Annotated in this window: 17 protein-coding genes; 8 read left to right on the top strand and 9 right to left on the bottom strand. The window is 71.9% G+C overall.

The window, feature by feature from the left end; translation table 11 throughout:
- Positions 1-56 precede the first annotated feature (56 nt).
- On the top strand, positions 57-500 hold the full coding sequence (locus ACZ63J_RS05020) for an ATP-binding protein (RefSeq protein ID WP_465399681.1): 444 nt from the start codon (positions 57-59) through the stop codon (positions 498-500).
- Between the two features lie 11 nt (positions 501-511).
- Here ACZ63J_RS05020 and ACZ63J_RS05015 read toward each other — a convergent pair whose 3' ends face one another.
- Positions 512-3,379, bottom strand: a complete 2,868-nt coding sequence (locus tag ACZ63J_RS05015) for an ATP-binding protein (RefSeq protein WP_465399682.1) — start codon at positions 3,377-3,379, stop codon at positions 512-514.
- A gap of 273 nt (positions 3,380-3,652) precedes the next feature.
- Between ACZ63J_RS05015 and ACZ63J_RS05010 the strand changes: the two genes are divergently transcribed.
- The gene (locus ACZ63J_RS05010) at positions 3,653-5,191 is read left to right on the top strand and encodes a S8 family peptidase (RefSeq protein WP_465399683.1); all 1,539 of its coding nucleotides are present in this window, start codon (positions 3,653-3,655) and stop codon (positions 5,189-5,191) included.
- 50 nt (positions 5,192-5,241) lie between these two features.
- Here ACZ63J_RS05010 and ACZ63J_RS05005 read toward each other — a convergent pair whose 3' ends face one another.
- The 3 genes from ACZ63J_RS05005 to ACZ63J_RS04995 form a co-directional block, all read right to left on the bottom strand.
- Positions 5,242-6,687, bottom strand: a complete 1,446-nt coding sequence (locus tag ACZ63J_RS05005; RefSeq protein WP_465399684.1) for a trypsin-like serine protease — start codon at positions 6,685-6,687, stop codon at positions 5,242-5,244.
- Positions 6,688-6,772: 85 nt separating this feature from the next.
- Entirely contained in the window at positions 6,773-7,681 is a 909-nt protein-coding gene (locus ACZ63J_RS05000; protein ID WP_465399685.1) for an aminoglycoside phosphotransferase family protein, read from the bottom strand.
- 71 nt (positions 7,682-7,752) lie between these two features.
- Entirely contained in the window at positions 7,753-8,175 is a 423-nt protein-coding gene (locus tag ACZ63J_RS04995; protein WP_465399686.1) for a DUF6292 family protein, read from the bottom strand.
- 165 nt (positions 8,176-8,340) lie between these two features.
- Here ACZ63J_RS04995 and ACZ63J_RS04990 point away from each other — a divergent pair, with 165 nt between their 5' ends.
- The 4 genes from ACZ63J_RS04990 (at position 8,341) to ACZ63J_RS04975 (ending at position 12,547) form a co-directional block, all read left to right on the top strand.
- A complete protein-coding gene (locus ACZ63J_RS04990; protein WP_465399687.1) occupies positions 8,341-9,738 on the top strand; it encodes an FAD-binding oxidoreductase in 1,398 nt (465 codons plus the stop codon).
- The gene (locus ACZ63J_RS04985) at positions 9,720-11,015 is read left to right on the top strand and encodes a class I SAM-dependent methyltransferase (protein ID WP_465340432.1); all 1,296 of its coding nucleotides are present in this window, start codon (positions 9,720-9,722) and stop codon (positions 11,013-11,015) included. Before ACZ63J_RS04990 ends, ACZ63J_RS04985 begins: the two co-directional genes overlap by 19 nt.
- Positions 11,016-11,114: 99 nt before the next feature.
- Complete coding sequence (locus ACZ63J_RS04980) at positions 11,115-11,318, top strand: cold-shock protein (RefSeq protein ID WP_004558414.1); 204 nt, start codon at positions 11,115-11,117, stop codon at positions 11,316-11,318.
- 296 nt (positions 11,319-11,614) lie between these two features.
- Positions 11,615-12,547: an acyl-CoA desaturase gene (locus ACZ63J_RS04975; RefSeq protein ID WP_465340431.1), complete on the top strand. Its 933-nt coding sequence runs from the start codon at positions 11,615-11,617 to the stop codon at positions 12,545-12,547.
- 57 nt (positions 12,548-12,604) lie between these two features.
- Here ACZ63J_RS04975 and ACZ63J_RS04970 read toward each other — a convergent pair whose 3' ends face one another.
- Entirely contained in the window at positions 12,605-13,588 is a 984-nt protein-coding gene (locus tag ACZ63J_RS04970; protein WP_465399688.1) for an endo-1,4-beta-xylanase, read from the bottom strand.
- Between the two features lie 102 nt (positions 13,589-13,690).
- Here ACZ63J_RS04970 and ACZ63J_RS04965 point away from each other — a divergent pair, with 102 nt between their 5' ends.
- The gene (locus ACZ63J_RS04965) at positions 13,691-14,752 is read left to right on the top strand and encodes a LacI family DNA-binding transcriptional regulator (RefSeq protein ID WP_465340429.1); all 1,062 of its coding nucleotides are present in this window, start codon (positions 13,691-13,693) and stop codon (positions 14,750-14,752) included.
- A gap of 194 nt (positions 14,753-14,946) precedes the next feature.
- On the opposite strand, the gene ACZ63J_RS04960 is transcribed toward ACZ63J_RS04965, so the two are convergent.
- From ACZ63J_RS04960 to ACZ63J_RS04945, 4 genes are read right to left on the bottom strand one after another with little or no spacing between them, the layout of a single operon-like run.
- The gene (locus ACZ63J_RS04960; protein WP_465399689.1) at positions 14,947-17,925 is read right to left on the bottom strand and encodes a glycosyl hydrolase 115 family protein; all 2,979 of its coding nucleotides are present in this window, start codon (positions 17,923-17,925) and stop codon (positions 14,947-14,949) included.
- A 15-nt stretch (positions 17,926-17,940) separates the two neighbouring features.
- Entirely contained in the window at positions 17,941-18,765 is an 825-nt protein-coding gene (locus ACZ63J_RS04955) for a carbohydrate ABC transporter permease (protein ID WP_465340427.1), read from the bottom strand.
- Positions 18,765-19,733: a carbohydrate ABC transporter permease gene (locus ACZ63J_RS04950; protein ID WP_465399690.1), complete on the bottom strand. Its 969-nt coding sequence runs from the start codon at positions 19,731-19,733 to the stop codon at positions 18,765-18,767. Before ACZ63J_RS04950 ends, ACZ63J_RS04955 begins: the two co-directional genes overlap by 1 nt.
- Complete coding sequence (locus ACZ63J_RS04945; protein WP_465399691.1) at positions 19,730-21,022, bottom strand: ABC transporter substrate-binding protein; 1,293 nt, start codon at positions 21,020-21,022, stop codon at positions 19,730-19,732. Before ACZ63J_RS04945 ends, ACZ63J_RS04950 begins: the two co-directional genes overlap by 4 nt.
- Before the next feature lie 133 nt (positions 21,023-21,155).
- Between ACZ63J_RS04945 and ACZ63J_RS04940 the strand changes: the two genes are divergently transcribed.
- Entirely contained in the window at positions 21,156-22,166 is a 1,011-nt protein-coding gene (locus tag ACZ63J_RS04940) for a LacI family DNA-binding transcriptional regulator (protein WP_465399692.1), read from the top strand.
- Positions 22,167-22,185 lie beyond the last annotated feature (19 nt).

The following is a 22,185-nucleotide window of genomic DNA, read 5'->3' as shown; positions in this document are numbered from 1 at the left end:
ACCGGCGGGTGAGACCGAACACCTCGCGAGGGAGTCCGGTGCGAGGGAGCGACAGGATGGACGTCGGTGGTCAGCTGCCGCCCGACTGGGAGCAGGCCGTGGAGTGGCTCAGCCTGCGCGTCGCGACGGCGGCGGAGCTGAAGCTCGACCTGAGCACCCGGCCGCCACCGCGCCGGATCCGCGCGACGGTCGCCGACTGCCTCGCCTTCGGACGCCCGCGCGAAGAGCTCCTCGGCGCGCTCCTGCTGGTCGTCGACGAGCTGGTGAGCAACGCCTATCGCCACTCCTCCCGGCCGTCGTGGCTGCAGGTGACGAGGCAGCGCGGCGGCCTGCTGGTGGAGGTGGCCGACGAGGACGGCTCGATCGAACCGGTGGCGGCCGGCAGTGGGTTCGGCCTGCGGCTGGTGGACCAGCTTTCGCACGGCTGGGGCGTCCGGACCACCCCGGCCGGCAAGGTCGTGTGGGCGCTCGTGCCGAACCGGACGTTCCTCGAACGCTGAGCCCGCCGGCCTCAGCCCGTGCGCAGCTCACCCCGCGACCGCACCTTCAGCTTCCGCAGCACGTTGGCCACGTGCTGCTCGACCGTCCGCCGGGACAGGAACAGCACCTCCGCGATCTCGCGGTTCGTGTGCCCGTCGGTCAGCAGCCGGGCGACGTCCCGCTCGCGGGGTGAGAGCTCGTCTCCGTATCCCCGGCGGCCGCGGCGGGACGGCGCCGTCGCCCCCGTCGAGCGGAACGTGTGGCGGCAGCGGGCCGCGTCCCGGGTCGCGCCCAGGGCCGCGAAGACGTCCGCCAGGTCGCCGAACTCCGCGGCCGCCGTCGACTCGCCGCTCTCCAGGCGGCACCGCGCCCGCCGTTCCGCCGCCAGCGCCGCCGAGTAGGGGGCCGGGAGCCGCTCGTACCGGTCACGGGCCTCTTCGAACGCCTTCACCGCGTCGGCGACCTCACCGTCGTGCGCGGCGACGATCCCGCGTCCCTCGGCGAGGACCGCGGCCGCCATCGGCGCGTCCAGGAGGCTCGTCTCGCACTCCAGCTCGGCCAGCAGCTCGCGGGCCGCGCCGGCGCGGCCGGTCCGGCAGAACGCCTCCGCCGCGGCCGGGACCAGGTCCCCCGCCCACGCCCAGACTCCCTTGGTGCGCAACAGCTCCAGCCCGCGCGCGGCCTCGGCCGCCGCCGCGTCGACGGCGTCCTGCGCGAGCAGCATCCCGGCGATCCCGCCGTGCGCGGCGACCACCACCGGGGTGAACGCGTTCTCCGGCCGGTCGACGCCGGTGGCCGCGAAGCAGGCCGCCGCGCGGTCCCAGGCGCCCCGCGCGGTAGCGAGCAGGCCCAGGACCAGCGACAGCTCGCTGGTGACCGGCAGCAGGTCGCGGTACTCCGCCAGCAGCGCGAGCGCGCGCTCGTCCAGCCCGGCCCACGCGCCGCCGAGCCAGTCGATGTGCACCCCGGTGGTCCGCGCCGTGCTGACCACGTACGGCGTCCCGGAGTCGGCCGCGAGCTGCATCCCGCGTTCCAGCAGGCCGCGCGCCCGGCGGTGGTGCCCGGTCCACGCGCCCGCGTCGGCGGCGTTGCAGTAGAGGCGCGCGAGCTGGCGCTGCTCCTCGGCCGTCCCGGCGACGGCCGGGGCGCCGTCGAGCGACGCCCAGGCCCGCGGGTCGCCGGTGTGCAGGCGGGACGGGATGTTGTTGGCCATCAGGGTGAGCCGCAGCCGCGCGTCGGCCGCGGTCTCGATCAGCGTGTCGACCCGGTCGAGCCACGGCCGGTGGACACGCAACGGCGTCGCGCCGATCCACGGCTGGGCGAGCACCGCCATGCCTCGCCCGGCCAGGTCCGGGCGGTGCCCGAGGCCGGCCAGCGCCACCTCGATCTCGGCCCGGGCCGCCTCCAGCCCGCCGGCCTGCCGGACGAGCAGCAGCCCCAGGCTCAGCCGGATCTCCGCCGACAGCCGGCCGGACAGCCGGTCGTCGGTCAGCAGCGCCTCCAGCGTCGCGACGACCTCGGCCTGGGAGACGTCGTTGTTGGCCACCGAAGCCAGCTTCGCGGCCAGTCTGTCCACATCGGACGGTTCGAGGTCCGGGGCGGCCAGCAGCGCCCGCACCAGCCCGATGGCCGTCGCCGGGTCGCCGACGTCGATCGCGCGGTCGGCCGCGGCCTCGCCGTACCGCAGGGCGTCGGCGGTGTCACCGGCCTTGCGGCTGTGCTCGGCCAGCCGCACCAGGGGCGCCGGCCGGCGTCCGGCCAGTGCGCGGACCACCCGCCGGTGCAGCTCCTGGCGCGAGGGTCCCGGGATCGTCCCGTACGCGGCCTGCTGCGCGAGCTCGTGCCGGAAGCCGTAGCGGCACTCGGCGACCTCGACCAGCACGGCGCGTTCGAGGGCCAGGACCAGCGCGTGCCGCCCGCGAGCCGCACCGAGTCCCGCGACCGTCGTGAGCAGCTCGGCCGGCGCGGGTTCCGCGAGCACCGCGGCGGCTTCGGTGATCCGGCGTGCGGCGAGCGGTAGTGTCGCGAGCCGCTCGACCGTCGCTTCCCGCAGCAGCGCGGGCACCTCGGCGGTGTCGAGCAGCCGCCGCGCGGCCGCGCCGTCGGCGTGCACCGCCCCGGCGGGGTTGCGCAGCGCGTGCAGGGTCTCCTCGACGACGAACGGGATCCCGGCCGTGCGTTCGTGCAGCCGCGCCGCGAACGCGGCGGACACGCCGGGCTCGCCGAGCAGGGCGCCGGCCAGCCGCCGCACGCCGTCCACACCGAGCGGGCCCAGCCGCACCAGCGTGGTCGAACTGCCCGGCGCGGGCCGGTGCGCGCGGCCCAGCGGGAGGTCGCCGGGCACGTCCTCGGGCCGGTAGCTCACCACCAGGACCGTCCCGGGCGGCAGGTCGCTCATCAGGAACCGCAGCAGCCGCCGCGACCCGTCGTCGGCCCAGTGCAGGTCTTCGACGACCAGCACCAGCGGTCCCAGCAGGTCCAGCAGCTCGCGGACGGCGCGGAAGAAGCGGTGGGCTTCGGCGCGGCCGTCACCCAGGGGCTCCGGGGCCGGCGGCAGCTGCGGCGCCAGCTCCGGCAGGTACCGGCCGAGGACACCGGCGAGCGGGCTCAGCCGCGCCGCGGCCGGCAGGTACTTCCCCGCGTCGCCGAGCGCTTCGACGACGACGCCGTACGGGAACGGCTCCCGCAGCGGCTGGCAGCAGCCGGCCAGCACGCGCGTCCGGGCGAGCTCCGGGCGGGCCAGCAGCTCGCCGGTCAGCCGGGTCTTGCCGACCCCCGCCTCCCCTTCGAGCACGAGCACCGCGGGCGGGCGCACGGCGGCGGACACGAGCGCGGCGAGCTCGTCCGCCCGCCCGATCAGGACCGGTGAACTGGTCCTGGCCACGATCCCGTCCGTCATCGCCGTCCCCCGCCTGAAAGCGGCACGCCCACCCGGACCACCCTGTCCGAATGGTCCGGAGCTTAGGTCCGCCGCTCGGGCGCGCGGAACCCGCGCGAGCGGGCACGGAACTTTCGTAGGGGCGCCGCCGGAGCCATTAGTTACGTAGCCCTACGGGGCGCTGCCTCGCTTGTTAGTGCAGGTGATCACCCCCGAGAGTGAGACGGCGGTGGCTCTCGGTCACCTGGCCGCGCCGCGCACCGATTCACCTGTTCGAGTGAGTGGAGCTGAAGCATGCGCACAGTTCATCGGAAGGCGGTCGTCCTCGCCGCGGCGGTCCTGGCCACCCTGGCCACGACCGGCGCGGCCGCCGCCGCCCAGCCGGAAGGCAGCGTGGTCGCGGCCGGCCGGCACTACGGCGACCAGTACATCGTCGTGCTCAAGGACGCCCAGGGGCTCGCGAACCCGGCGTCGCTGGCCGGGCGGTACGGCGGCGAAGTCCGGTCGACCTACAGCCGCGTCCTGCACGGGTTCTCCGCGCGGCACCTCACCGCGGCGCAGGCGCGGCGGCTGGCGGCCGACCCGGCGGTGGCGGCGGTCTACGAAGACGGCACGGCGACGATCGCCGGCACCCAGGCCAACCCGACCTGGGGCCTGGACCGCATCGACCAGGCGAACCTCCCCCGCGACAAGTCCTACACCTACCCCAACACCGGTGAAGGCGTCACGGCCTACGACCTCGACACCGGGATCAAGCCGGACAACCCGGAGTACGAAGGCCGCGCCTCGATCGGCAAGGACTTCGTCGGCGGGAACGGCAGCGACTGCAACGGCCACGGCACGCACACCGCCGGGACGATCGGCAGCAAGACCTACGGCGTCGCGAAGAAGGTCAAGCTCGTCGGGCTCAAGGTGCTCGGCAACGACTGCTCCGGCAACGGCCCGGACTCCGCCGCGGTCGACGCGATCGAGTGGGTGACGGCCAACGCCGTCAAGCCCGCGGTGGCGAACATGAGCCTGACCATGGACCAGGTCGGCGTCGGCGACGACGCGATCAAGCGCTCGATCGCGGCCGGGATCGTCTACTCGGTGGCCGCGGGCAACAGCTCCACCGACGCCTGCAACACCAGCCCGGCGCACGTGCCCGAGGCGATCACGGTGAACGCCTCCGACGAGAACGACAACCGGGCGTCGTTCTCCAACTACGGCACCTGCACCGACCTCTTCGCGCCGGGCAACAACATCACCTCGCTCGGGCTGTCCAACGGCAGCAGCGCGAACATGAGCGGCACCTCGATGGCGACCCCGCACGTCACCGGCGCGGCCGCGCTCTACCTGGCCGCCAACCCGGGCGCGACGGCCCAGCAGGTGCGGGACGCGCTCGTCGGCGGCGCCACCTCGGGCGTGGTCAAGAACGCCGGCACCGGCTCACCGAACAAGCTGCTCAACGTGTCGTTCATCGGCGGCGGCACCCCGCCGTCCCGGTGCGGCGCGAAGTCGAACACCACCCCGGTGGCCATCCCGGACGCCGGGGCCGCGGTGACCAGCTCGGTGACCCAGGACGGCTGTGACGGCAAGGCGTCCGCGTCGCTGGCGGTGAAGGTGGACATCAGCCACTCCTACCCCGGTGACCTGGTGATCGACCTCGTCGGCCCGGGCGGCGCGGTCTTCGGACTGCAGAAGGCCGGTGGCTCCGGGACGGCGTCGGGCGTCCACACCACCTACTCGGTGAACGCGGCGAGCGAGACCGCGAACGGCACCTGGCAGCTGCGGGTGCAGGACGTCTACCGGTTCGACACGGGGACGATCGACGGCTTCACGATCACGTTCTGACGCGGGCCGGGCGGGAGGCCGTGGCGCGGCGGCCTCCCGCTCGTTCGTCCCTATTGGACGGTCAGGGTGTACCTGGCCGTCGCCGTCCTGCCGGTCGAGTCCTTCGCCGTCACGGTGACCGGGTAGGTCCCGCGCTGGAACGGCCCGACCACCTGCATCTGCGAGGTCCCGGCGCCGTTCACCGTCGAGGGGTTGAAGAACGGCGCGAACGACAGGCCGGTGCCCGACAGCGTCACGGTGCCGGTGCCGCCGGACACGGTGACGGTCGCGGTGGTGAAGAAGCCGGGCTGCACGGTCCCGCTGCCGGGGTTGACGCTCACCTTCAGGTCGCCGGTGGGCGGCTGGCCGGTGCCGACGGTCAGGGTCAGCTTCGCGGTCGCCGTGCCGCTCGGGCCGGTGCCGGTGACCGTGACCGGGTAGTCCTGCTGCGGGGTGTTCGCGGCCGTCTCGATGGTCAGCTTGGCCGACTCGCCGGAGGTGATCGTCGCCGGCTGGAACGTCGCCTTCGCCCCGGCCGGCAGACCCGACGCGGTCAGGTCGACCTTCTCGCTCCCGTTCTGGCCCGCGGTGCTGGTGACCGTGGCCGAGACGTACTTGCCCGGGTCGACCTTGACGTTGCCGGGCGTGACCCCGAGGCCGAAGGTCTGCGGCGGGGTGACGTCGCCGATCTGCTGAGCGACCCAGTCGCCCATGTCGTTGTTCAGGCGGCCGTAGACGCTGTACCACTTGAAGTCGCTGCGGCTCCACGAAGCGACACCGGTGACCTTGCCGTCGACGATCAGCGGGCCGCCGCTGTCGCCGGGCAGGATCGTCACGTGGCCGTCGGAATAGCCGCTGCAGATCATCGTGGCTTCCTGGAAGCCGGCGCCGACGCCGCTGCAGTTGCTCCCGGCCACGACCGGCAGGCTGAACTTCGTCAGCGTGACGTCGCGGGTGTTGTCGTTGAAGTCCTTCTTCCCGTACCCGAGGCCCAGCCCGGTCTTGCCCGGCTTGTTCAGGTCGGTGTCGGCCGACGTCGCCACCTTGGCGTACTTCCCGCCCGGCACCGGGATGTCCCGGTCGGTGGTCACGACCGCGACGTCGTACCCCTGGTCGAAGTTGACGTACTTGGGGTGCGTGTCGTAGCTGGTGACGCCGATCGGCGTGCCGCCGCCGGCGTTGAGGTCGTCCAGTCCGTACAGGAAGGACTTCTGCCCTTCGGCGGCCTTGCAGTGGGCGGCGATGAGGATCTTCCGCGGTGCGACCACCGAACCGGTGCAGGTCTGCCCCAGCGGCCGGGTGCCGCCCTCGCGCAGGCCCGCGATGATGAACGGGTAGTCGGCCACCGAAGCCGGTGACCCGCCGACCGAAGACGGCGAAACCCCGGCCGGCAGCGGGGTTCCGCCGAGCGGGGTGACCGCGGGCGGGTTCCCGGCCGCGCCGGCGTCGGGGACGGCGAACAGCGGCAGGGCGAGGACGGCGGCGAACGCCCCCAGCAAGCGTTGTCTCGAGTTCACGGCAGCTCCTTAGGTTGCTGCCGGTCACCTTCCGGTGACGCCGGGTGTGAGAACAACCGGGGAGCCACCCCGTACGGCTACGGAACTATTGCCCGGCGAGGAGCTCGCCGAGCACGCGCCGGGCGGCCACGGCGTCGGCGTCGTCCCGGCCCAGGGCCTGCGCGCAGGCGACGAGGGTCTTCCAGAGGGCCCACCCGCGGCCGCGCGCCCAGGTCGCGTCGTCGACGGCCAGCCGCTCGCGGAACGCCTCGCGGGCGTCGCCGGTCAGCAGCGTCCACGCGATGGCGACGTCGCAGGCCGGATCACCGGCGCCGCAGGTCCCGAAATCGAGAACCGCGGCCAGCTCGCCGTTGTCGAGCAGGAGGTTTCCCGCGGCGACGTCACCGTGGAACCAGCGCGTCACGCCGTCCCAGGGGGCGTCCACCGCCGTCTTCCAGACCTCACGGGCCCGGGCGGCGTCGACGTGGCCTTCCAGCTTCGCGAGCGCGCGCTCGGCAGTTTCTTCGTACGTGCGCACTGTCCCGCCCCGGAACCAGTTGTGCTTCCCCGGCGCGGGCGCGCCGGCAGGGTCGACGCTCTGCAGGGCGGCCAGGAACCCGGCCAGGTCGTGCGCGAACCGGACGGGGTCGGCGATCCGGTCGGCTCGCGCGGGCTCACCGTCGAGCCAGGCGTAGACCGACCACGGGTGCGGATACCCCGCGCCGGGCCGGCCCGCCCCCAGCGGGACGGGGATCGGGAGCGGCAGCCGCGGCGCGAGCACCGGCAGCCACTGCTGTTCCTTCGCGACGGCCAGGGCGTATTCGGACGCGCTGGGCAGCCGCACCACTTTGTCCGTACCCAGGTGAAAGGTCCAGTTGTCCCAGCCGCCGCGGGCCACCGGCCGCACCGGGAGCCCGGCCCACTCCGGGAACTGCCCGGCGACGAGCCGGCGCACCTGGTCGACGTCGACGGTCAGGCGCCGGGGCGCGGGGCCGAGCGGGGACGGGCTGCTCACCAGTGTCCGATCCGGGAGGGGGCGGGGAACCGCGCGACATCATGCCAGCTCCCCGGGCAAGGTGCGCGGCCTTAAACCGGCTTCACCTCGGTGAGCAGCTGCTCGTGGTCGCCGGCTTCGCGCAGCTTCGGCGCCTCGAGCAGACCGGCCGCCGGGTCGTCCGCACGCACCGCCGCGAGGAAGCGGACGACCGCGCGGGGCTCCTGGTGCACCTCGCGGCCGAGGTACACCAGGACGGTCGAGGCGTCACCGCCGGCGTCCTCGATCGCGGCCGCCCACCCGTGCACCTCGTCCCAGACGAGCGAGAGGTCGTGGCCGGGGAAGCGGTCCAGCCGCCAGTCGAGGGCGATGTACGCGGCGGCGGGCGTGCCCGCGTCGAGCGTGCAGGACTCCAGTCCCACCCCCACCGCCCGGGCGACGGCGCCGAGGTACCTCCGCAGCCGCCGCTCGAACGAGAACTCCGTGTCGCGCCCGAAGTCGATCAGAATGCTCAACGCCGCCCCGCTTTCCCCGTGCCGCCGCGGGATCCCCGCGGTCCGAGCGCCGGATACCCCGCCCCGGGGCGATCAACCGCGAAGATCCCACCTCGCGGGACACCCGGATCTTCCTCACGCCGGAGGCACGGTGCGCCCGCTCTTCCCGTGAGGCAGGATCAGGTGGTGACCACCCAACGGGCCGGTGCCCCCGAAGCCCCGGCCTTCCCCGACCACGAAGCCCGTGTCGACGCCCTGCGGCGGCAGCTCACCGCCCTCGGCGGCGAAAGCTCCGTCCGACTGGCGAAACGGACGTCCAACCTCTTCCGTGCCCGAACCCGGACGAAACACCCGGGCCTGGACGTGTCCGGGTTCACCCACGTGCTGCGCGTCGACCCCGAGACCCGCACCGCCGACGTCGAAGGCATGGTCACCTACGAGCAGCTCGTCGACGCGACGCTGCCGCACGGCCTGATGCCGCTGGTCGTCCCGCAGCTGAAGACGATCACCCTCGGCGGCGCGGTGACCGGGCTCGGCATCGAGTCCTCGTCGTTCCGCAACGGCATGCCGCACGAGTCGGTGCTGGAGCTCGAGGTGCTCACCGGCGACGGCGGGATCGTCGTCGCGCGCCCGGACAACGAGCACAGCGCGCTGTTCCACGGCTTCCCCAACTCCTACGGCTCCCTCGGCTACGCCCTGCGGCTGCGGATCCTGCTGGAGCCGGTGAAGCCGTTCGTGCAGGTGCGCCACGTCCGCCACCACGACCGGGAGACCTACTTCACCGCGCTGGGCGAGATCTGCCGGACCAGCGAGTTCGAGGGTGCGCGCGTCGACTTCGTGGACGGCACGGTGTTCGGCCCGGACGAGCTGTACCTCACGCTGGGCACGTTCACCGACCACGCGCCGGCGACGAGCGACTACACCTGGCTGGACATCTACTACCGCTCGATCCAGCGGCGCGAGACCGACCACCTGACCGTCCGGGACTACCTCTGGCGCTGGGACACCGACTGGTTCTGGTGCTCCCGCGCGTTCGGCGTGCAGCACCGGCTGCCGCGGCTGCTGCTCGGCCGGCGGCTGCTGCGCTCGTCGGTGTACTGGAAGGCCGTGGCGCTCGACCGCCGGTTCAAGATCGCCGACAAGCTCCTCAAGCTCCGGCGGATGCCGCCCGAGGAGACCATCGTCCAGGACATCGAGGTGCCGCTCGCGCGCGCCGCGGACTTCCTCGAGTTCTTCGAGCGGGAGATCCCGATCAGCCCGGTCTGGATCTGCCCGCTGCGCCAGCGCCCCGGCGGCGTCCGGTGGCCGCTCTACGAGCTGAACCCGGACGAGCTGTACGTCAACTTCGGGTTCTGGTCGGCCGTGCCCCTCGACCCCGGCGAGCGGGACGGCGTGCACAACCGGATGATCGAAGCCGAGGTCACCCGGCTCGGCGGGCACAAGTCGCTCTATTCGGACAGCTTCTACGCCGAGGACGAGTTCTGGCGGCTCTACAACGGCGACGTCTACCGGGACCTCAAGCGGACCTACGACCCCGCCGGGCGGCTGCTCGGCCTCTACGAAAAATGCGTCCGCCGCCGGTGAAAGGAACCATCGTGACCCAGGAAAACACCTCCGTCGGCGCCGTCTTCGAGCGCCTGCTCGGCCCGCGGGCCCAGGTGTCGATCACCGCCTACGACGGCAGCAGCAGCGGCCCGGCCGACGCGCCGGTGGCCATCGAGGTGCGCTCGCCGCTGGCGCTGGACTACCTGATGTCCTCCCCCGGCGACCTCGGCCTCGCCCGCGCGTACGTCGCCGGCGCGCTGGACGTCACCGGCGACCTCTACACGGCGCTGCACGCCCTCTCGGCCCAGGTCGACCAGCTCTCGACGGCCGACCGCGTGTGGCTGCTGCGCCGGCTCGGGCCCCGCCACCTGCGGCTGGTCAAGCCGCCGGCCGAGGAGCACCCGAGCCGGTTCCGCCGCGGCATGACCGCGCTGCGGCACTCGAAGGAACGCGACAGCGAGGCCATCGCCAGCCACTACGACGTGTCCAACCGGTTCTACGAGCTGGTCCTCGGCCCGTCGATGGCCTACACGTGCGCCGTCTACCCGTCGGCGGAGGCCACCCTCGAGGAGGCCCAGGCCAACAAGTTCGACCTGATCTGCCGCAAGCTCGGCCTCAAGCCCGGGATGCGGCTGCTCGACGTCGGCTGCGGCTGGGGCGGCATGGTCGCGCACGCCGTCCGGCACTACGGCGTCGAAGCGCTCGGTGTCACCCTTTCGCGTGAACAGGCGCAGTGGGCGCAGAAGAACGTCGTCGCCCTCGGCCTCGCCGACCGCGCCGAGATCCGCCACCTCGACTACCGGGACGTCACCGAGACGGGGTTCGACGCTATTTCGTCGATCGGCCTGACCGAGCACATCGGCGCACGCAACGTGCCCGGGTACTTCCGCTTCCTCGCCGGCAAGCTCAAGCCGCACGGACGCCTGCTCAACCACTGCATCACCAACCCCGACAGCAGCGTCGCCCACCGCTCCCGCGGGTTCATCGACCGCTACGTCTTCCCGGACGGCGAGCTGGAGTCGCCCGGCGAGCTCGTCACGGCGATGCACGACGCCGGCCTCGAGGTCCGGCACACCGAGAACCTGCGCGAGCACTACGCGACGACGCTGGGGGCGTGGTGCGCCAACCTCGACGAACACTGGGACGAGGCGGTCGCCGAGGCCGGCCCCGGGCGCAGCCGCGTGTGGGCGCTCTACCTCGCGGCCTGCCGGCTGGCGTTCGAACGGCGGGAGATCGAACTGCACCACATCCTCGGGGTGCGGACCGACAGCGAGGGCGGAATGGGCATGCCGCTGCGCCCCGATTGGGGAGTTTGACGACCGGGCTAGCCCGTCCGGACCGGTAATGGGAGGATGGTCGTGAGACCGGGTGTCCGAACGGGACGTCCAGGCTCACTACAAAGAGTAGGTATGGGTATGGCTCAGGGCAGTGTCAAGTGGTTCAACGGCGAAAAGGGCTTCGGCTTCATCGCGCAGGACGGCGGGGGTCCGGACGTGTTCGTCCACTACTCCGAGATCCAGGGCAGCGGCTTCAAGTCGCTCGACGAGGGCCAGCGCGTGGAGTTCGAAATCGGCCAGGGCCAGAAGGGCCCGCAGGCCCAGCGCGTCAGCGTCATCTGAGCCACGAGGCACCCAGGCCCTCGCCCCGGCACTTGCCGGGGCGGGGGCCTTTCTCGTTCGCGCCACACTGCGGGTTCACAGCGGTCCTGTACCGTGGGAGAAGTCGAGAGCCCCTCGGATGCCGGCTTCCCCGCCGGCCCCGCTCCCGACCCCCGGCCGAACCCGGTCGCCGGCAGGAGCGGCGACGAGTCCGGCCCACCACAGACCGCTGACCGCCGGGTGTTCCCGCTCCCCGGCCACCCGTGCGTGAGCCCGGCCCCCGCTCCGCGCGCGAACGACATCGAAACGAGTAGTGCATGACAGCCTCCGTGAAGGCTCCCCGTCCCGTCGCCAAACCCGTGCTCTCCGGCCGTCAGACCGTGGCCGAGCTGATCACCATCCGCACGTTCCTCCTCGTCCCGTTCCTCGCGCTCGCCGCGGCCGTCCCGGTGTTCTGGGGCTGGGGCGTCAGCTGGCTCGACCTGACCATCGGCGGCGCGTTCTTCGTGCTGTCGACCCTCGGCATCACCGTCGGCTACCACCGCTACTTCACCCACGGCGCGTTCCGCGCCAAGCGCGCGCTGCGGATCGCGCTGGCCGTCGCCGGCGGGCTCGCCGCGCAGGGCCCGGTGATCGGCTGGGTCGCCGACCACCGCCGGCACCACGCCTTCTCCGACCGGGAAGGCGACCCGCACTCGCCGTGGCTGTTCGGCACGTCGCCGATGGCGCTGGCGCGCGGCTTCTGGCACGCCCACATGGGCTGGCTCTTCGGGCGCGACAAGACCAACATCGACCGCTTCGCCCCCGACCTGGCGGCCGACCGCGACATGCGCGTCGTCGACCGGCTCTTCCCGCTCTGGGTCGTGGTGAGCCTGCTGGTCCCGCCGCTGCTCGGCGGCCTGATCACCCTTTCGTGGTGGGGCGCGCTGACCGCGTTCCTCTGGGCCGGCCTGGCGCGGATCTCCTTCCAGCACCACGTGACGTGGTCGGTGAACTCGATCTGCCACATGATCGGCGAACGCCCGTTCACCAGCCGGGACCGCTCGGCGAACTTCTGGCCGCTGGCGATCCTGTCGATGGGTGAGTCCTGGCACAACACCCACCACGCCGACCCGACCTCGGCCCGCCACGGCGCGCAGCGCGGGCAGATCGACATCTCGGCGCGGGTCATCTGGCTGTTCGAGAAGCTCGGCTGGGCGTGGAACGTCCGCTGGCCGACGGCCAAGCGGCTCGCCGCCCTCGCTCGCTGATCCCCTTGCCGGACCCGCCTCCGCGGCCTCGACGGCCGCGGAGGCGCCTTCGTCCGGTCAGGGGTTGATCCGCGTGTAGGCCGGCTTCGGCCGCAGGTTCTCGTCGAACAGGCAGGCCGCGCCCTCGCCCGGGAAGACGTCCGGGACCCACGAGTGCCGGTCCGTGAAGCCCCACGTCGTGAACTCGACGCACCGCCGGACCGCCTGGCAACCGTCCCACAGCCGGTCGAAGTAGCTCGCCTGCATGTCGAGCTTCGCCGCGTCGGGCGGGGTCGGGATCCGGACGTCCGCCTCGGTGATCGCGACGTCCACGCCGAGCTTCGTCAGGCGGTCGAGGTTGGCCCGGTACCCGGCCGGGAAGCCGTACTGGATCGACAGGTGCGCCTGGACGCCGACTCCGCCGATCGGCACGCCCTGCCGCCGCAGCGTCTTCACCAGGTCGTAGACCGCGTCGCTCTTCGGGTTGCGGCCTTCGATGTTGTAGTCGTTGAGGTAGAGGGTCGCCTTCGGGTCGGCCGCGTGCGCCCAGCGGAAGACGTCGGCGACGAAGCCGTCGCCGAGCTTCTGCCGGAAGACCGTGTCGCGGCGGGTGCCGTCCTCGTTGAAGATCTCGTTGACGACGTCCCAGGCGCGGACCTTTCCCTTGTACCGCTTGACTTCCGTCGTGATGTGGTCCCGCAGGACTCGTCTCAGCTCGTCGGCGGGCAGCGCGGCGACCCAGTCCGGGAGCTGGGAGTGCCAGACGAGCGTGTGACCGCGGACGGTCTTGTGGTGCGCCTGCGCGTACCGCACGATCGCGTCCGCGCCGGACCAGTCGTACTGCCCGCGCACCGCCTCGACGGTGCCCCACTTCATCTCGTTCTCGGGGGTCACGTTGTCGAATTCGCGGGTGAGCACGGCGCGGTAATCGGTTTCGTCCGCCAGGTACGCCGCCGCCACCGCGCTGCCGACGTAGCGGTGCGTGATGTCTTTCAACGGAACGGCGGCCGACGCCGCGGGCGCCTGCCATGCGGCAAAACCAGCGACGACCGCGACCGTCACCAGAGCGCGTTTAATAGGAATACTTCGCAGCATCTCTTTCCTCCGTTTTCCGAAAGTTTCGACGAGTGTCAATTCGGGTTTCGATGACCTAGAATCTCCTTCATGACAACGAAGTCCGAGGACCTCGAGCCCGTGGCGTCCCGGGTGACCATCGCCCGGATCGCCGCCGAGACCGGGGTTTCCGTCCCGACTGTTTCGAAGGTGCTCAACGGTCGTCCCGACGTCGCCGAAAGCACCCGGGCGCGGGTGGAAGCGGTCATCGGGAAATACGGATACCGCCGCCGGGCGGACGAGCGCTCCCGCCGTTCCCGGCTGCTGGAACTGATGTTCCACGAACTCGAAAGCACGTGGGCGCTGGAAATCATCCGCGGGGTCGAGTTCGTCGCCCGCGAAAACGGAATGGCGGTCGTGCTGGCCGAATCGTCGGGCCGGCACACGCCGGGGCAGAGCTGGCTGGAGAGCGTGCTCGCCCGGCGGCCCGTCGGCATCGTGTCGGTGTGCTCCGACTTCACCGGCGGGCAGCTGGCGAAGCTGCGTGCCCGCGACATCCCGCTGGTGGTGGTGGACCCGGCCGGCGCGCCGGGCCCGGAGACGCCCTCGATCGGGGCGACCAACTGGCAGGGCGGGCTGACGGCCACGCGGCACCTGGTGGAGCTGGGCCACCGCCGGATCGCGATGATCGGCGGCCCGGACGGCGTGCTGTGCAGCCGCGCTCGCATCGACGGCTACCGCACGGCACTGGAGACGGCCGGCCTGGCGTTCGACCCGGCCCTGGTCCGCCGCGGCGACTTCCACACCCGGTCGGGCTATCGCGAGCTGGCGTCATTGCTGACCCTCCCCGACCGCCCGACGGCGGTCTTCGCGGGCAGCGACCTGCAGGCGCTGGGGGTGTACGAGGCCGCGCGCGACGCGGGGCTGCGCATCCCGGACGACCTGAGCGTGGTCGGGTTCGACGACCTCCCGATCGCCCGCTGGCTGACCCCGGAGCTGACCACGATCCGCCAACCCCTCCAGGAAATGGCGGCGGCGGGTGCCCGGCTGGCGATTTCGCTGGCGAGGGGGACGCATCCAGAGAGCCACCGGCTGGAGCTGGCGACGAGCCTGGTGGTCCGGCACAGCACGGCGGCCCCGGCGATCGAGGTGGTTCCGGCGGGCCGGGGATAACCGAGTGCAGCTGGCGACAAGCCTGGTGGTCCGGCACAGCACGGCGACCCCGGCGATCGAGGTGGTTCCGGCGGGCCCGGGATAACCGGCCGCCGGCGGGCTTCCGGGCGCCGGAACTGTCGGTACCCGCCGGTAGAGTGGAAGACGGGGAGCGCCCCCGCGGGCGATCGGCCGCCTCGATTCCGCGGCAGCCCTCATCCCGGCCACCGCAGGCTCTCCGGCGGCCCCAGATAGCTCGGCCGCACCCCGCCCGTGTCGACGACCAGCTTCTGCACCACCACCGCCGGGTCGACCATCCACACCTTCAGCACGTGCGGGCCCGCCGCGCTCACCTCGTGCCGCGTCGAGGTCAGGTTCACGTTGTCCGAAGTGGTCCGCTCCCACTGGCGGTTCATGGTCATGTCGTCCGCGCCCGTGGCCTTCGTGATGTTCACGACCTGCGGCGACGCGTCATCGAAGGACACCGCGTACCGCAGCCCGTCCCCCGGCAGGACGTTGCTGCGCGGCGAAAGGTACGCCCACACCGTCACCGGACCGGCCGTGAACAGCGTCATCCGGTACTCCAGCCGCGGTCCGGCGCCCGCCGCGTGACTCGGGGACGTCACCGGGAACGGCGTCATGCCGAGGTCCGGGATGCGCCGCCAGGTCACGCCCGCCGCGCCGATGTTCGCGGTGCACCCCCCGGCCTCCATCGACACATATCCCCCGGCTTCGACGAACCCGCGCCGCCACGACGGCGGCACGACCGGGTTGCGCACCACCGCGTCCACCACCACCGAAGCCCCCGCGCCCGAAACCGTCACCGGCACGGTCGTCACGCCTCGGGGCGCCCGGCTCCAGTCGATCCGCACCGTCACGCGCAGCTCCTCCTCCACCCGGCCGCCGCGCGGCTCGGCCACGACCCAGGGCACACCAGCGGAAACCGTGCAGCGGAACGCCGTCCGGCCGCGGTTGAAGACGTCGATGTACTGCGGTGGCGCCGTCTGGAACGGGCTGAACTCCGGCAGCGCCGGCCGCCCCGCGGCGCCCGGCCACGCCTCAGCCGAGCCGTCCACGGCGACACCGAGCGAAGCGGCCGAAGGCACCGAGAGCCGTTTCACCGCCGGGAAGATCACGTCCGGCAGCGCCACGTTGTCCTTCTCCGGCTGCTGCCACGGCGCGTTCGGCCCGTACCGCTCGACGTCGCCGTAGTCGATGTGCGGCTGGGTCTGAAACCCCCGCCACTTGCCGCCGGCGATGCCGGTGTTGTACTTCTCCGCCAGCGCCAGGTCGTCGGCGAACCGGGCCTCGGTGACGGCGGCGAGCCCGTTCGCCGAAGCCCGGCCCTGGGCCGCGTGGAGCAGGTTCGTGAACTCGGCCCGTCGCAGCGCATACAGGTTCGCTGTCGCCGTCACCTCGTAGAGCACCAGTTCGTAGAAGGCGTCACGCCAGGCGGACGGCAGCCGGGCCGAGATCCGCGACGCTCTCGCCGACAACGCCTGCCACTCCGCCGTGACCCGGTCCAGCTCGCCGTAGTTGACCAGGCTGAACGGCGACGCCTGGTCGTCGTAGACGATCGTGCCGTCCGGCAGGAGCGTGATCAGCCGGTTCAGCAGCTCCGGCTTCCGCCGGGACTGCAGCCGTCCGTAGTCGTGGAGCACCGACGCGATGTCGGACGCCAGGGCGGAGCCGAAGTTCTCGGCCGCGAAGCCCCGCTCCCAAGTGGACAGCCGCGATGCGGGCAGCGCCGAGGGATCCCACGCGAAGTCGAGGAAGAACTGCAGCGGCAGCTCGTTGCCCTTCAGGTCGCCGACGTTGGCCACCCACAGCCGGTCGTTCCCGTACGAAACAGCCTGGTTCAGCTGCTCCCACGTGTTCGCGATCAGCGCCGTGTCGACCCACTTGTAGTTGCGGCCGCCGCCGACGTAGTCGAAGTGGTAGTACAGCCCGTACCCGCCGGGGTGCGGCGGCAGCGAGAGGTCCGGGTGCTTGCGGATGTTGCCCCAGTTGTCGTCGGTGAACACCACGATGACGTCGTCGGGCGGCCGCAGGCCCTGCGCCCAGTACCGCTGCACCTCCTTGTAGAGCGTCCACACCTGCGGGACGTCCGTGCTCAGCTCACGGGCCAGGATCTCCCGTTCCGCGGCGATGATCTCCCGCATCAGCTCGATGCCGTCACCGTCGGGCAGGCTGACGTCGCCGTTGCCGCGCATCCCGAGCGTGACCACGCCCTCGAAGCCTTCCCGGGCCATCCGGCGGATGCCGTCGGTCCAGTACGCCTTGATCGCCTCGCCGTTGCGGCGGAAGCTCCACTCCCCCGTGCCGCCGTACGGGTCGTGCCCCGGGGACGCGTGCCGGTTCCACTCCTCGATCCCGCGCATCATCGGCGCTTCGTGCGACGTGCCCATGACCACGCCGTACTCCTGGGCGGTGGCGTGGTTGAGCGGGTCGTCCTCGGCGAACGCGCGCCCCCACACCGCCGGCCACAGGTAGTTGGCGCGCAGCCGCAGCATCGTCTCGAAGACCTTGGCGAAGAACTTGTGGTTGAACCCGCCGGGATAACCCGGGGCGAGACCCGGCCCGAAGTACGCCGGCGCCCAGGTCCCGAGCGCGGGGTTCTCGTCGTTGATGAAGAACCCGCGGTACTTCACGTGCGGGGTGCCCAGGCTGAACCGCTCGCCCGGAAGGTGCAGCTCCGAAGCCCGGGCGGGCGGGACGTCGGCCCACCAGTACCACGGCGAAACGCCGATCCGCCGCGAAACCTCGTACACGCCGTAGATGACGCCCCGCTGGTCGCTGCCGGTGAGCACCAGCCGTCCGTCGACGACCTGGCTGAGCGACGTCTCCCACTTCCCGGCGATGTCGCGGACGTCCAGGCGGCCGGCGTCGACCAGCGAGTCGACCAGCGGGCTGTGCCCGAGTGTGCCGACCAGTACCACCGGCCCGTGCGCGGGGACGGCGTCCGCCACGACCGGCCGGATCCCGGTGACCCGCTCGACGTCGGCGGCCAGGTCGGCGGCCACCCGCCGGACGCCCGGCCGGTCACCGGGGTCGACCACGATCGTCGCGGCCTTCCCCCGCGACACCAGCGGGAACCCGGTCCCGGCTTCGGCGAGCCCGGGCGCGGCGACCGACCCCGCCCCGGCCACGGCGAGCAACTGCAGGAAGGCACGACGGTGGACCTCGGACGGCACGGCAGACCTCCTGAGTCAGCCCTTCACGGATCCGGTCAGCCCGCCGACGATGCGCCGTTCGGCGAGCACGAAGAACGCGAGCGCGGGGACCATCGACAACGCCGTGAACGCGAGCACGCGGGCGGTGTCCTGGGAGTACTGGGACTGGAACGTCGCGACGCCGAGCGGGAGCGTGAAGTGCGCGGTGTCGTTGAACACCAGCAGCGGCAGCAGGTAGGCGTTCCAGCTGGTCACGAAGGCGAGCACGCCGACCGTGGTGAGTGCCGGCGCCGAGAGCGGCAGCAGGATGCGCCAGAAGAACCCGAGCCGGCTCGCGCCGTCGAGCACGGCGGCGTCCTCCAGCTCGCCGGGGATGGCGTGCATGAACGGGCGCAGGATCACGATCGTCACCGGCAGCGAGAACGCCGCCTCGGGGATCGCCACGCCCCAGAAGCTTTCGAGCATGCCCAGCTGCCGCAGCCACAGGTACAGCGGCAGCGTCGCCACCGTGAGCGGGAACAGCAGGCCGAGCGTGAACAACGTGTAGAGCGCTTCACGGCCTTTGAACTGGTATCGCGACAGCGCGAACCCGGCCATCGAGCCCAGGCCGACGGCGACGGCGGTCGCGATCACCGCGATCAGCGCGCTGTTGCCGAGGAACGTCCAGAACGCGCCCGACCCGAGCACCGAGGCGTAGTTCCCGGTGACCCACGGCCCGGGCAGGCCCGCCGGGTCGGAGTTGATCTGCGCGTTGCTGCGGAACCCGCCGAGCACCACGAACAGCAGCGGCACGAGGGTCACGCCGACCACGACGATCGCCGCGAGGTACCCCATCGACAGCCCGAACCGGCGCGAGCGCATCAGCCCACCATCCTCGTCAGGGCGCCCTGGGTGTCGCGGCGCAGCGCGAACCGCTGGTACAGCAGGGCGAACACGAAGCAGATGACGAAGAGGATCACCGCGACGGCGGAGCCGAACCCGAACTCGTACCGCTTGAACCCGTGGTCGACGAGGTAGGTCGCCATCGTCGTCGACGCGTTCGCCGGGCCGCCCAGCGTCATGATCCACACGATGTCGAACAGCTGGAGCGAGCCGATCACCGACAGGAAGACCCAGATCCGGATGGTCGGCCCGAGCAGCGGCAGCACGACGTGCCGGGTGGTCTGCCATGCCGACGCGCCGTCCAGCGCCGCGGCCTCGCGCAGCTCGGCGGGCACGCCCTGCAGGCCGGCCAGCAGCAGGATGATGCCGAAGCCGATGAACTTCCAGGTGATCACCGCGAACAGCGTGTAGAGCACGATGCCCGGGTCGGCCAGCCACTGCCGGACCAGGCCGCCGAGCCCGGCGCCCTGCAGCACCTGGTCGGCGAACCCGTTCGGCTGCAGCATGAGCACCCAGATCACCGCGGTGATCGCCTCGGACAGGACGTACGGCGCGAACACCAGCGCGCGCAGCACAGCGCGGCCGCGGAGCTTGCGGTTGAGCAGCAACGCCAGCCCGATCGACAGCGGCAGCTGCACCACGATCGACAGCCCGGCGATGATCAGGTTGTGCCCGATCGCGCCCTGGAACACGTCGCCGGCGAAGGCGTCGGCGTAGTTGTCGAAGCCGACGAAGTCCTCGAGCGGGCCGAACCCGTTCCACTGGAAGAGACTGTAGAACCCGGCGATCCCGATCGGCACCAGGACGAACCCGGCGAACAGCAGCAGCGCCGGGCCGAGCAGCAACGCCAGCTCGAGCCGCTTGCGCAGGCTCGAGCGCCGCTTCCGCACCGGCGCCGCCGGTGCGGGCGGTCGCGCCGCCCGCACCGGGCTGGTCGTCGTTGTCACTTGTTGCCCGCCGCGGCCTGGTTGACCGCGGCCACGATGCCTTCGGGGGTGCCCTGGCCGGCGAACATGTTGGCCACCGCGTCGTTCAGGGCCGCGCCGACCGCGGTCGGGAACGCCTTGTCGAAGTACATCTGCAGGTAGGGAGCCTTGACGCCGTAGTCGTAGACCGCCTTGAGCGTGTCGGTCTTCAGCGACTTCGCGGCCGCGCTGTTGACGGGCAGACCCGCCCCCTGCGCCGCGAGTTGCGTCTGCACCGGCTCGGTGTTGAGGTACTGCAGGAAGTCCGCGCACGCCTTCGACGCGCGGGAGGTGCAGGCGAACCCGTCACCGCCGCCGAGCACCGCCGCCGGGTCGCCCTGCCCGCCGGCCACCGACGGGAACGGGAACCAGCCGACCTTCGAGTCCAGCTGCTTGTCGTCGGTCAGCGACGACATGGTGCCCGGCTCCCAGTCACCCTGCAGCTCCATCGCTGCCTTGCCGTTGGCGACGAGGCCGGCGGAGCTGCCCGCGCCCTGCTGCGCCGGGGTGCCGGCGAACCCGGTCTGGAACGGCTGCGTGGCCAGGAAGTTCTTCAGGTCCTGCCCGGCCTTCGTCCAGCACGGGTCTTCGAGCTTGACGGCCTTCACCGACTGCTTGAGCACGTCGGCGGAGCACTCGCGGACGGCGAAGTAGTTGTAGTAGAACGCGTCCGGCCAGCGGTCCTTGCCGCCGACGGCGACCGGGGCGATGTTCTTGGCCTTCAGCTGGGTGACGGCGGTGTTGAGCTCGTCCATGGTCTTCGGCGGCGCGGTGATCCCGGCCTGGGTGAAGAGGTCCTTGCGGTACCAGAAGCCGACGAAGTGCTGTTCGAACGGCACGCCGTACTGCTTGCCGTCGACCTGCCAGCTTTCGGCGAACTTGCCGGCCTGCGAGATCCACGGCTTGGTCGCCTCGGTGATGTCGGCGAGCTTGCCGGAGGTGACCTGCGAGGCGAGTTCACCCGCGCCCCAGGACTGGTAGACGTCCGGCGGCGTGGCCCCCTGCAGGGCGAGCGGGACCTTGGTCGGGAAGTCCTCGTTCTGCAGCGGCTGCGCCTTGATCGTGACGTCCGGGTGCGCCTGGTGGTAGTCGGTGACGACCTTCTCCCAGATCGACTTGATCGGGTCGGTGGTGCCGTTGTGCCACCAGGTGAGGGTGACCGGCCCGCTCGGCTGCGCGGGTGCTTCGCTCCCCCCGCTGCACGCCGAGAGCGCGAGCGGCACGATCGCCGCCAGCGCGGCGAGAACGGGGATTCTGCGTTTCGCAAACATCGTGGGTCCACTCCTGACGACTTCGGCCGAGTAGGACGGGGCGTCACAGCGCCCGGGTTGGCGAAGAGTTTGCTCCCGGGCAAATCGGATGTCAATCGTTGTCGATAACGTTTTCCATGGTTAGTCTGAGCCGATGCAGCCCAGTTCGAGGGTGACCATCCGTGACGTCGCGGCCCGTGCCGGCGTCTCGGTGGCCACGGTGTCCAAAGTGATCAACGAGCGCTACGGCGTCTCCGCCGCAACGCTCGCGAAGGTCCGCGCGGTGATCGAAGAGCTCGGCTACGAGGCGAGTCTCGTGGCGCAGAGCCTGCGCAACCACCGGACCAACGTGATCGGGATCCTGGTCGCCGACCTCGAACCGTTCTCCACGGAGCTGCTCAAGGGCGCGGCCGACGCCATCCGCGGCAGCGGCTTCGAGCTGGTCGTCTACTCCGCGGGCGGGCGGACCGGCGACCCGAAGGGCTGGGAAAAGCGTTACCTGTCACGGCTTTCGGGCACCTTGGTCGACGGCGCCGTGCTGGTCACGCCGGCCGTCTCACTGGAAGCCGTGCCCGGGACACCGGTCGTCGCGGTCGACCCGCACACCGGGCCGTCCCACCTGCCGACCATCGACTCCGACAACCTGCGCGGCGCGCAACTGGCCACCGAGCACCTGCTGGAGCTGGGGCACCGGCGGATCGGGTTCCTCTCCGGCCGGCCCGACCTCGAATCGGCGTCGCTGCGCAAGACCGGCTACCTGCGGGCGCTGGAAGCCGCGGGCGTGCCGGCCGACGAAGACCTGATCCGGATCGGCGCCTACGACCCGGAGATCTCCGCGGCCTCGGCCCACGACCTGCTCACCGGCCCGGACCGGCCGACCGCGGTCTTCGCCGCGAACGACATCTCGGCCATCGCGACCGTCGGCGCGGCGCGCGAGCTGGGTCTTTCGGTGCCCGACGACCTTTCCGTGGTGGGCTTCGACAACGTGCCCGAGTCGGCGCTCTGCAGTCCGCCGCTGACCACCGTCGACCAGCCGATCCGCGAGATGGGCCACCGCGCGATCAGCATGCTCATCGCGCTGATCAACGGCGACGCCGTCGAGCGCACCCACGTCACCCTCGAGACCGGCCTGGTGGTGCGGCACTCGACCCGCGCCCTCCTGTGACATCCGGGGCTTCGCCCCG

This window comes from Amycolatopsis sp. NPDC104863, assembly GCF_055582965.1.
This window is presented reverse-complemented; position numbering and strand designations above follow the sequence as displayed.